The organism is Streptomyces sp. NPDC055815, from assembly GCF_053616475.1.
The window spans coordinates 82,971-93,272 of record NZ_JBSHDU010000034.1; the positions used below are offsets into that span (position 1 = coordinate 82,971).

General features: G+C 71.8%; 11 protein-coding genes. 7 read left to right on the forward strand and 4 right to left on the reverse strand.

Translation table 11 applies throughout. The annotated features are described in order from the left end of the window. Together ACWGN5_RS22220 and ACWGN5_RS22225 are read right to left on the reverse strand one after the other, a co-directional pair. Nucleotides 1-528: a phage tail protein gene (locus tag ACWGN5_RS22220; protein WP_453517802.1), complete on the reverse strand. Its 528-nt coding sequence runs from the start codon at nt 526-528 to the stop codon at nt 1-3. Between the two features lie 13 nt (nt 529-541). After that, a complete protein-coding gene (locus ACWGN5_RS22225) occupies nt 542-2,137 on the reverse strand; it encodes a phage tail sheath C-terminal domain-containing protein (protein WP_453517805.1) in 1,596 nt (531 codons plus the stop codon). 226 nt (nt 2,138-2,363) lie between these two features. Here ACWGN5_RS22225 and htpX point away from each other — a divergent pair, with 226 nt between their 5' ends. Further along, nucleotides 2,364-3,281: a zinc metalloprotease HtpX gene (htpX, locus tag ACWGN5_RS22230; RefSeq protein ID WP_453517808.1), complete on the forward strand. Its 918-nt coding sequence runs from the start codon at nt 2,364-2,366 to the stop codon at nt 3,279-3,281. 5 nt (nt 3,282-3,286) lie between these two features. Next, nucleotides 3,287-3,937: a PspA-associated protein PspAB gene (gene pspAB, locus ACWGN5_RS22235; RefSeq protein WP_453517810.1), complete on the forward strand. Its 651-nt coding sequence runs from the start codon at nt 3,287-3,289 to the stop codon at nt 3,935-3,937. A 27-nt stretch (nt 3,938-3,964) separates the two neighbouring features. Here the strand turns inward: pspAB and ACWGN5_RS22240 are convergent, their stop codons facing one another. Both ACWGN5_RS22240 and ACWGN5_RS22245 read right to left on the reverse strand, forming a co-directional pair. After that, nucleotides 3,965-4,468, reverse strand: a complete 504-nt coding sequence (locus ACWGN5_RS22240; protein ID WP_453517812.1) for a GyrI-like domain-containing protein — start codon at nt 4,466-4,468, stop codon at nt 3,965-3,967. Between the two features lie 137 nt (nt 4,469-4,605). Further along, the gene (locus ACWGN5_RS22245) at nt 4,606-5,451 is read right to left on the reverse strand and encodes an SDR family oxidoreductase (protein WP_453517815.1); all 846 of its coding nucleotides are present in this window, start codon (nt 5,449-5,451) and stop codon (nt 4,606-4,608) included. Nucleotides 5,452-5,579: 128 nt separating this feature from the next. Between ACWGN5_RS22245 and ACWGN5_RS22250 the strand changes: the two genes are divergently transcribed. From ACWGN5_RS22250 to ACWGN5_RS22270, 5 genes are all read left to right on the forward strand, one after another. After that, nucleotides 5,580-6,155: a TetR/AcrR family transcriptional regulator gene (locus ACWGN5_RS22250; protein WP_453517817.1), complete on the forward strand. Its 576-nt coding sequence runs from the start codon at nt 5,580-5,582 to the stop codon at nt 6,153-6,155. A gap of 197 nt (nt 6,156-6,352) precedes the next feature. After that, the gene (locus ACWGN5_RS22255; RefSeq protein WP_453517819.1) at nt 6,353-7,237 is read left to right on the forward strand and encodes a class I SAM-dependent methyltransferase; all 885 of its coding nucleotides are present in this window, start codon (nt 6,353-6,355) and stop codon (nt 7,235-7,237) included. A gap of 111 nt (nt 7,238-7,348) precedes the next feature. After that, a complete protein-coding gene (locus ACWGN5_RS22260) occupies nt 7,349-7,816 on the forward strand; it encodes a MarR family winged helix-turn-helix transcriptional regulator (RefSeq protein ID WP_453517822.1) in 468 nt (155 codons plus the stop codon). A 215-nt stretch (nt 7,817-8,031) separates the two neighbouring features. After that, nucleotides 8,032-9,261: an MFS transporter gene (locus tag ACWGN5_RS22265; RefSeq protein WP_453517823.1), complete on the forward strand. Its 1,230-nt coding sequence runs from the start codon at nt 8,032-8,034 to the stop codon at nt 9,259-9,261. A 121-nt stretch (nt 9,262-9,382) separates the two neighbouring features. Continuing rightward, on the forward strand, nt 9,383-10,222 hold the full coding sequence (locus ACWGN5_RS22270; protein ID WP_453517826.1) for an aldo/keto reductase: 840 nt from the start codon (nt 9,383-9,385) through the stop codon (nt 10,220-10,222). Nucleotides 10,223-10,302: the final 80 nt, after the last annotated feature.

Sequence of the window (10,302 nt, forward strand, 5' to 3'; positions counted from 1 at the left end):
TCACACCGCCGGGTCGTCGAACGAGACCTCGGCCGCCGGGGGCAGGTCCACGTCCCGGATCCAGCCCTCGTTCTCCAGCCGGATGTGCTGGACGAGCACGGCGTTCGCGTTCGCGTCGAGATCGGACAGCGGCTGGTACTCCGAGACCCAGCAGTTGAAGACGTGGTACGAGAGCACCTTCTGACCGGTCTCGTCGTACACGTCGATGATGAGGTCCCGGCGGAAGTCCTTCAGGGAGGTCTCCCGGCCGCGGGCGGAATTGGTGAAGCTCCACGCCTTGTTGGCCCACTTCTCGAAGTCGTGGCCGTTCACCGTGACGCCGCGTTCGAGGACGATGGGGTCGTACTCGACCCGGCCGGGCAGTTTGGTGCTGGAGGCGGGATCCCCGCCGCTGCGGTGCTTGATCACCTCGGCGGTCCGTTTCATCCCGGTGACCTTGTGCACGCCGAGGAAGGGCTCGGTGCTGTCGCTGTAGCGCACCCGGAAGCGGAAGTTCTTCAGCGGGTCGACCCGCGCGGTGGTTGCCATCGTCTCGCTCTCCTCAGACCTGCAGCTGCCCGGCGAGCTGCTCGATGTGGATGATCACGAACTCGGCCGGTTTGAGCGGCGCGAAGCCGACGACGATGTTGACGATCCCGCGGTCGACGTCGTTCTGCGGGTTGTTCTCGCGGTCGCACTTGACCACGTACGCCTCGCGCGGGGTCGCTCCCTGGAAGGCCCCCTGCCGGAACAGGGTGTTCATGAACGCGCCGACATTGAGCCGGATCGACGCCCACAACGGCTCGTCGTTCGGCTCGAACACCACCCACTGCGTACCGCGGAACAGGCTCTCCTCGATGAACAGGGCCAGTCGCCGCACCGGCAGGTACTTCCACTGGTCGGCGAGACGGTCGGCGCCGCGCAGGGTCCGCGCGCCCCACACCACGGGGCCCACGACGGGGAACGACCGCAGGCAGTTCACCCCGAGCTGGTTCAGCCGCCCGTTCTCCAGGTCGGTCATCGGGATGGCCGGCGCCGTCACCCCGCCGAGCGAGGCGTCGGTGCCGGCGGGTGCCTTCCACACCCCGCGCTGGACATCGGTACGGGCCATGACGCCCGCGACCGTGCCGCACGGCGGGACCCGCTTGGGCAGTCCGTTCTGCGCCGGGTCGGGGATGACGAGGTCGGGGAAGTAGACCGCGGCGTTCTTCGCCTCGTCCCCGGTCAGCGGCGGCTGCGCCATGCCGCTGACGGCGGAGTTGATGTCGCTCCACGTCGAGGGAGGGTCCACGATGAGCAGGGCCCGGCGGTCCAGGCAGAGTTTCGCCGCGGGGCTCAGGACCGCGCTCGGCGCTTCGGGCAGGCAGAGCAGGTTGAAGATGTCGGTCTTGAGTAGCTGGTACAGGCCGGTCTTGGTGTCCTGCCCGTTGCTGCCGCCCTGGTAGTCGGCCAGTTCCGGGGCGGTGCCGTCCGTGCCGGGGGTCGCCTGCGTGTAGCGGTCGGTCTTCGCGTCGTCGAACGGGTCCTGGCTCGGGTCAGTGGGAGTGATGGCCTTGTGGGCGTCGGGAACGACATTGAGCACCGGGTTGGCCTTCGGGACGGTGACCAGGGCCGAGGAGGCGAGGACCTTGTCCAGGGCGGTGGCGTCCGCGGGCCGCGAACTGACGTTGAGGTAGCGCTCGGTAGCGCCCGTGCCCTTGTCGAACACGGTGAGGTTGTACAGGGTGGGCGAGGCGCCGGAAGCCACCGTCTCGCTGGTGTCGTGGTCGACCCGGACCCGCAGTCCCCCGCCCCAGGCGCCCTCCCCGCGCGCGACGAGCGGCACGGTGGCGGTCCCCGCGGGCAGGTTGACGAGGGCGGCCGTCGCGTTCTTGGACTTGTCGGTGTCGGTCGAGTGCACGAGCCGGACGATCTCGGCCTCGCTGCCGCCGTTGGCGTAGAACTGGTGGACGGCGTAGCCGAGCGGGCTGCCCGCGACCACGCCGCCGAAGATCCGCTGGAAGTCGGCGAAGCTGGTGATGTGCACCGGACGGTCCGTGGGGCCGCGCACCGCCGATCCGACGAACGCGGCCACCGAGGTCGGCACGCCGGTGATCGTCCGTACCGCGCTCTTGACCTCGTCGATGTACACACCTGGGAACGTGGGGCTGACGGGCACGTCCAGTCCCTCCTCTCGCGATCGGCTGGTGGCCAGTGTGCCGGGCCACCGTGATCGCAGCGTCACCAGTCCGTCACGAAGGGTGAGCAATACTCGCCCGTGATGCCGCCGTGGCGAGGCCGGGCGCATCCTGATGTCGCGGGGGAGCACACTGGCAGGAGGGGCGGAAGGTGTGCCCCGTCCGGGGTTCGGCCGGTCCCGCCCGCTCGTGGAAGAGGGTGCGTGGATGCCCAGAACCCGGTCCTCGTCCCGCTCGCGCTACGCCCCCGACCGGGGGCTCGCGACGCGCATGGCGACGACGATGTTCCTGATCGGTCTGCTGTACGTGGTCTTCGTCGGCGTCCTGCTGGTGCTGCTGCGCGGGTCCTGGCCGATCATCCTGCTGATCACGGGCGCGCTGTTCGTCGGGCAGTTCTGGTTCAGCGACCGGATCGCCGCGCTGGGCATGGGGGCCCGCGAGGTGACGCGCGAGCAGGCGCCCGAGCTGCACGGCACCGTGGACCGGATCTGCGCGCTGGCGGACATGCCGAAGCCGAAGGTGGCGATCGCCGAGAGCGACGTGCCGAACGCGTTCGCCACGGGCCGCGGCGAGAGGACCGCGCTGGTGTGCGTCACGACCGGTCTGCTGCGGCGCCTCGAGCCGGAGGAGCTGGAGGGGGTCCTGGCGCACGAGATGTCGCACGTGGCGCACCGGGACGTCGCGGTCATGACCATCGCGTCGTTCCTCGGCGTCCTCGCGGGAATGATGACGCGGGTCGCGCTCTACAGCGGGCTCGGCCGCAGCCGGGACAGCACCCTGGGCGCCGCCGTGATCCTCGTCCCCGTGGTCAGCGCGGCCGTCTACGTCGTCAGTTTCCTGCTGACCCGGGTCCTGTCCCGCTACCGCGAGCTGGCCGCCGACCGTGCCGCGGCGCTCCTCACGGGCCGCCCGTCGGCGCTCGCCTCCGCGCTGACGAAGGTGAGCGGGGAGATGGCCCGGATCCCGACGAGGGACCTGCGGAAGGCGGAGCCGTACAACGCCTTCTGGTTCGCGCCCGCGTTCTCCTCCCAGGAGAGCCTGAGCCGGCTGCTCTCCACCCACCCCACCCTGGAGCAGCGGATCGAGCAGCTCACGCGGATCTCGGCGCAGCTCGGTGGGGCGTGAGGGCGGTGGGGCTTCTCGACAGCATCCTGGGGCGCAGCCGGCCGGTCCGGCCGGATCTGGACCGTCTCTTCGGGCTGCCGGCGGCGGCGCTGACCCTTCAGGCGGGCACGGGCTTCGTCCCGGCCGGCGCCGGGTCGGTGTGCTTCGCCGCGGTGGAGGGCGGTGCCTTCGCGCGCCTGAAGGGAGACGTGCGGGATCTCCTCGACGTCGAGGTGGTGGCGGCGAAACCCGATCGGGATGCGGGCGACGGCGCGGGACCGGGGGCGTACCCCGTGACGTACACCTCGGACGCGTACGGCTACACCTGGCTCACCGTACGGCGTCCCGCCGAGGACCTGATCACGCTGGTCAACGACCTGCACGCGGTCAACGCGCTCGTTGAGGAGGCCGGCTTCGGCCCCAATCTGCTCTGCTCGCTGACCGCGTTCCGCGCGCCGTCGGACGGGCCGCGGGCGCGCGAGCTCGCGCTGGTGTACCTCTACAAACGCGGCACCTTCTACCCCTTCGCGCCGCGGACCGATCGCGCCGAGGCCCGCGACAACGCCCTGGAGCTCCAGGTCAGGGGCCTGCTCGCCGGTGACCTCGCGATGGAGCCGGACATGGAGCGGTGGTTCCCGGTCTGGGGCGCGCCGGGGCTGGGCGGGCCGGAGCGGTGAGGGCCGTGCGGCGGGACCGTACGATCGTCATTCGGCGATCGGCCAGTTGAGCTCGGTCCGCAGGTCCTTCGGGTCCATGTCCGGCGTGGGCCGTGTCACGTACACCTCCCACCGGTCCTCACCGGCTCGCAGCCCTCGCGCCCGGATCCACGCCCCGAGTCGCTCCCAGGCCTCGCCGAGCCCGTCGAACCCGCCGTGATGCGTGACCCGCGCGACCCGCCCGCCGGGGAGCTCGCCGGTGACGACTCCGTCCTCGGCGCGCACCCGCCGGCCCGTGACGAAGCCGACCTCCAGGTCCAGGGTCTCCCCCGGTCCCCCGTGGGACAGCCCGAACGCGGCGCTCTTCGGCGGGACCTGCTGCTCCTGCAGCACCCGGCCGAGCGCCCCGAAGGCCTCGTCGAAGAACGTCCGCAGTTCGCCGAGGGGCACGACGCCGCGTACGACGGCGGTGGTCTCGGGTTCGCGTTCCACGAGCCGGGGCTGCTGCTCGGGGTCCGGGGTGCTGCTGTCGTGGTCGTTCTGCGTGCTCATGTCGTTCGGGTGCTCCGATCCGCGTTGACGGCGTACCTGGAACGTACCGACCGGAGGCACGTCGGAAAGTCATCGCCGCGCCCGAAGCCTCAGGCCGTGAGGCGTCCCGGAATGAGGCTTCGGTCCTGCGGAACCGTTCAGCGGACCCAGGCGCGGGTCAGGTTCTGAACCGCGGAGCCGTCGAGGTCGGCGAGGGTGGTGCCGACGAACTCGCGGGCCCACTCCGAGGTCTGGACGCGGAACGGGGGCCGGTCCCCGGTCAGGGCCTCGATGATCGGGGCGGCGGCCTCGAACGGCGTCTGGGCGTTGCCGAAGGATTCCTGGGTGCGGGCGATATAAGCCTGGAGGGCCGGGGCGTACGGTCCCGCCTCGGCGAGCATGGCCGGGATGTCCAGGCCGATGTTGGCGACGAACTCGCTGGCCACCGCGCCCGGTTCGACGACGGTGACGTCGACGCCCACGGTGGCGGCGACGGGGGCGAGCGACTGCATGAAGCCCTCGACGGCGAACTTCGCCGCGCAGTAGGCCTCGTTGAAGGGCTGCCCGACCGCGCCGCCCACGCTGGTGACGGTGATCACCCGGCCCCGGGACGCCCGCAGGTGCGGCAGGGCGGCACGAGTGGCTGCGGCCACGCCGAAGAAGTTGACCTCCATGGCGGTACGGACGTCGTCGAGGCTCATCCGCTCGATGGTGCCGACCTGCGCGGCGCCGGCGTTGTTCACCAGCGCGTCGAGGCGGCCGTGCTCGGCGATCACCTCGTCCACGCAGGTGGCGATGCTGTCGGGGTCGACGACGTCCAGGCGCTTGACCTGGATCCGGTCGGTGACGGCGTGCTCGGCCGCCGCCTTGAGCAGGGCCTCGGCCTTTCCGGTGTCGCGCATGGTGGCGACGACGGTCCAGCCGGCCTGGGCGGCGGCCACGGCGGCGGCCAGGCCGATTCCGGAGGACGTACCGGTGATCAGGACGGTCTTCTCGCTGGCCATCAAGGGGTCTCCTTGTCTGTCGGACGGAGCACCGGCCGATAACCGGGGAACTCCCCATTTAACCGGGAGGCTAACCGGGGAACTCCCCGGTTGTCCAGATAGACTGGCTTCCGACGAAGGGAACAGCCTTGACCACCCAGCCGAGCGTCTTGCGCGCCGATGCCCGCCGCAACCGGGAGCGCATCCTCGAAGCGGCCGTACGCGCCTTCACCGAGAAGGGCGCGGACGTTCCGATCGACACGATCGCCAAGGCCGCCGGCGTCGGCTCGGCCACGCTCTACCGCCACTTCCCCACGCGCGAGGCGCTGGTCGAGGCCGCCTACCGCAATGAACTGGCCCGTGTCTGCGACAGCGCCGCCGAACTGCTGGCCGAACTGCCGCCGGACCGGGCCCTACGCCTGTGGATGGACCGGTTCATCGACTACCTGGCCGCCAAGCAGGGCATGGCGGACGCCCTGCGGGCCGCCGTCGCGTCCGGCGCGGACCCCTTCGCCGAGACGCTGGACCGGCTCGGCGCGGCGATCGACTCCCTGCTCCACGCGGGCGCGGACGCCGGTCTCCTGCGCTCGGACGTCGACCCGTTCGACGTCGGCCTGAGCCTCGCCGGCGTCGCGCTGATCACGAGTTCGCCGGCCCAGCGGGGCCGGTCCGGCCGCCTCCTCGACCTCCTCCTCGACGGGCTTCGTCACGGGGCGGAGGCATAGGGGCCGCTCCCAATCCGGCCTGATCGACAAGACGCCCCCTAGCCTTCGGCGAGCCCCGGCCGGGACCGCTCGGCCCGTGACCCGAATGCCCGCGGGGCGGCGCGCTCCGCCCGGACCGCGCGGAGCATGGGAAGGGCCGGCGGCACCGCTTCCGTACCGTCGGCGACACCCGCAGCCCTCCCTCGGAAGGTCACGTCATGACGTCGAGGAAGCCCTCCGACGACCCCGCCTTCCCGTCCCCCGCGCCGGACGGGGGCCGTTACGGCGAGGACGTGTTCCGGCCCGAGCAGCCCGGCGAGGGCGAGCGGATCGATCTCGGGGCCCTCGCGTACGACGACCTCACCCTGACGCGGCTGCGCGCCCTCGGCGCCGGGCCGGGGTGGCGCTGTCTGGACATCGGCGCCGGTACGGGCACGGTCTCGCGGCGCCTGCTGCGCGAGGCCGAGGTGGCCGGCGTCCTGGCCGTCGACCGCGATGTGCGGTTCCTCGCCGAACGGCCCGTACCCGGCCTCGACGTCCTCCAGGCCGACATCACGGCGCCGGACTTCGCGCCGGGCCGGTTCGATCTGGTCCACGCGCGGTTCGTCCTCATGCATCTCCCGCAGCCCGAGCGGATGGTGTCGGCGCTGGCCGGGCTTGTCGCTCCGGGCGGGCTGCTGGTCCTCAGCGACGCGGTGGACCTGACCAGCGGCCGTACGGGTACGGGGCACTCCGCACCGGACGGCGCGATCGCGGCCGACACGCCGTACTCCGCGGCCATGCGCGCGATGTGGCGGGGGCTGCGCGCCTCCATCGGCACGGACGTCTCCTGGGTGCCGTCGTATCCCCAGCTGCTGAGGGCGGCCGGCCTGAGGGCGGTCGGCGCGGAGATGTACGCGCCACCGCTGCTCCCGGGAAGCCCGATCAGCCGTTTCTGGGCGGACACGTGGGAGCGGAGCCGGGGGTCGATGGTGGCGACCGGTCTGATCGACGACGCGGGCATCGACGGGGCGGTCCGGTACCTGGACTCGGACGCGTGTGCCGCGCTGTCCGCCGGGATGCTCACCGTCTGGGGCCGCCGGCCCGGGACGTCGGAGCGTTGACGTCCTCACCGGGTGGCATTTACTTGCAGTAGCTCTTTATAGGCCCTGGCCGGTTTTTGCGCCCATGTCGTACCCTGGGGTTCACGGACCACCGAAAGGAGACCGGACCCCATGACCGCCACGGACCCCGCACTCACCGCACTCGCCAGCGGCTGGGGCGCGCTCTCCCTGCTGCACGGCCGGATCGAGTCGCACATCGAGCGCGCCCTGCAGTCCGGGCACGACCTGAGCGTGCGGGAGTACTCGCTGCTCGACGTGCTCGGCCGGCAGCACGACGGCGTGGGCGGGCACCTGCAGATGAAGCAGGTCGCCGACGCGGTCGTCCTGAGCCAGAGCGCCACGACGCGCCTGGTCACCCGCCTGGAGGACCGCGGGCTGCTCTCCCGCTACCTGTGCCCGACCGACCGGCGCGGCATCTACACCGACGTGACCCCCGCCGGCCGGAAGCTCCTCGACGAGGCCCGGCCGACCAATGACGCCGCCCTGCGCCGGGCACTGGACGAGGCCGCGGAGAATCCCGAGCTGGCCTCGCTGGTCGCGGCGGTGGAAGCCGTCGACGCACCGACCCAGGGCGCCTGACGCCCCACCCGCTCCGACCGCCGCCCCGCCCGCGACACCCCAGCCCCCGTTCGAGCTCCGCGCCCGGACGGGGGCTCTTCGTTGCGCCCACACATGACCGCGCGCGCCCATTCCAGGACTACACGGCCTGCCCGCGTTTGCATTTAACGCGCGCATGCAATTATTGTGAGAGCACGCTAGGAGCTCGCTCAAGCAACCAGGAAGGGTTGAGCCCAATGCCGCTCGCGCTACTCGCTCTCGCCGTCGGGGCCTTCGGAATCGGCACGACCGAATTCGTGATCATGGGGCTGCTGCCCGAGATCGCCGCCGACTACGGCGTCACCATCCCCATGGCGGGCCTGCTGGTCACCGGATACGCACTCGGCGTCGTCCTCGGCGCACCGCTGCTCACCGTGCTCGGCACGAAGGTGAGCCGGAAGCGGATGCTCATGCTGCTCATGGGCCTGTTCGTACTCGGCAACCTGCTGTCCGCGCTCGCCCCGAACTTCGGGATGATGCTGACCGGCCGCGTCGTCGCCTCGCTCGCCCACGGCTCGTTCTTCGGCATCGGGTCGGTCGTCGCCGCCGAACTGGTCGCACCGGAGAAGAAGGCCGGCGCCATCGCCACCATGTTCACCGGACTGACCGTCGCCAACATCGTCGGCGTCCCGCTGGGCACGTTCATCGGACAGGCGGTGGGCTGGCGCACCACCTTCGCGATCGTCGCCGCGCTCGGCGTGATCGGCCTGCTCGGCATCTCGAAGCTCGTCCCCTCCGTCCCCCGCCCCGAGGGTGCCCGCCTGCGCGGCGAGCTGACGGCCTTCCGCAACCCGCAGGTGCTGCTCGCGATGGCGATGACCGTGCTCGGCTTCGGCGGTGTCTTCGCGGCCATCACCTACATCGCGCCGATGATGACGCACGCCGCCGGTTACTCCGACGGCGCCGTGACCTGGCTGCTCGTCCTCTTCGGCGTCGGCATGTTCCTCGGCAACCTGCTCGGCGGCCGCTTCGCCGACCGGGCACTGATGCCCCTGCTGTACGCCACCCTGGGCGGCCTCGCGATCGTCCTGGCGCTCTTCACCGTGACCGCGCACCACAAGGTCCTCGCCGCGATCACCATCCTCCTCGTCGGGGCGCTCGGCTTCGCCACCGTGCCGCCGCTCCAGAAGCGCGTCCTCGACCAGGCGCACGGCGCGCCGACGCTGGCCTCCGCCGTGAACATCGGCGCCTTCAACCTCGGCAACGCGGTCGCCGCCTGGCTCGGCGGCATGGTCATCGCCGCCGGCTTCGGCTACACGTCCCCGAACTGGGTCGGCGCCGCCCTGGCCGCGGCCGCGCTGCTCCTCGCCTTCTGGTCGGCGGCGCTGGAGCGCCGGACTCCCACGGGCGGCGTCACGGACGTGGCCGGTGCCGTCGGGGACCTCACGGTCACGGCGTCCGCCGCCCCCACCCCCGTACACCACTGATCCCCCCGTCCTGCCCGATCCCCGGGAGCACGCCCCCATGCTTCCGCGACGGGCTCATCAGCGCCCAGACCGTCCGCCACACCCTCTCCACCCGCACCAAGTGAAGGAACACCCGCACACCATGGCACCGTCCACCACCCCCGCCGTCCCCACCGTCCCGCTGAACAACGGCGTCGAGATCCCGCAGCTCGGCTTCGGCGTCTTCCAGGTCGCCGACGACGCGACCACCGCCGCCGTCAGCGCCGCCCTCGAGGCCGGTTACCGCAGCATCGACACCGCCGCCATCTACGGCAACGAGGCCGGCGTCGGCCGCGCCCTCGGCGCCTCCGGGATCGCCCGCGAGGAACTGTTCGTCACCACGAAGCTGTGGAACGCCGACCAGGGCTACGACGCCACGCTGCGCGCCTTCGACGACAGCCTGGCCAAGCTCGGCCTGGACCACGTCGACCTGTACCTGATCCACTGGCCCGCCCCGGCCCGTGACCTGTACCGCGACTCCTGGCGCGCCCTGGAGCGCCTCGCCGAGGAGGGCCGGATCCGGGCCGCCGGCGTCTCCAACTTCCAGCCCGAGCACCTGCGCCGCCTGATGGACGGCGCCACGCTCGCCCCGGCCGTCAACCAGATCGAGCTGCACCCCGCACTGCAGCAGTCCGAACTGCGCGCCTTCCACGGCGAGCACCGGATCGCCACCGAGGCGTGGAGCCCACTGGCGCAGGGCGCGGTCCTCGACGACCCGGCGGTCACCGCGATCGCCGCCGCCCACGGCAAGTCGCCGGCGCAGGTCGTCATCCGCTGGCACCTGCAGCTCGGCAACGTCGTCATCCCCAAGTCGGTGACCCCGGCCCGGATCCGCGCCAACATCGACGTGCTCGACTTCGTCCTCACGGATGCGGAGATGGCGACGATCGCCGGTCTCGACCGCGGCCTGCGCACCGGCCCGCACCCGGACGAGCTGAACTGACCCGCGCGCCCACCGGGCGCATCCCCCTCCCCTGACGGCTCACGCTCACGCGCCGCGGCCCCGTTCCGGACCAGTCGTCC

What these genes read in the sequence shown, in the direction of transcription:
- ACWGN5_RS22220 (WP_453517802.1), bottom strand. Translation starts at nt 528, where the DNA reads ATGGCAACCACCGCGCGGGTCGACCCGCTGAAGAACTTCCGCTTCCGG.
- htpX (WP_453517808.1), top strand. Translation starts at nt 2,364, where the DNA reads ATGCCCAGAACCCGGTCCTCGTCCCGCTCGCGCTACGCCCCCGACCGG.
- ACWGN5_RS22240 (WP_453517812.1), bottom strand. Translation starts at nt 4,468, where the DNA reads ATGAGCACGCAGAACGACCACGACAGCAGCACCCCGGACCCCGAGCAG.
- ACWGN5_RS22245 (WP_453517815.1), bottom strand. Translation starts at nt 5,451, where the DNA reads ATGGCCAGCGAGAAGACCGTCCTGATCACCGGTACGTCCTCCGGAATC.
- ACWGN5_RS22255 (WP_453517819.1), top strand. Translation starts at nt 6,353, where the DNA reads ATGACGTCGAGGAAGCCCTCCGACGACCCCGCCTTCCCGTCCCCCGCG.
- ACWGN5_RS22260 (WP_453517822.1), top strand. Translation starts at nt 7,349, where the DNA reads ATGACCGCCACGGACCCCGCACTCACCGCACTCGCCAGCGGCTGGGGC.
- ACWGN5_RS22265 (WP_453517823.1), top strand. Translation starts at nt 8,032, where the DNA reads ATGCCGCTCGCGCTACTCGCTCTCGCCGTCGGGGCCTTCGGAATCGGC.
- ACWGN5_RS22270 (WP_453517826.1), top strand. Translation starts at nt 9,383, where the DNA reads ATGGCACCGTCCACCACCCCCGCCGTCCCCACCGTCCCGCTGAACAAC.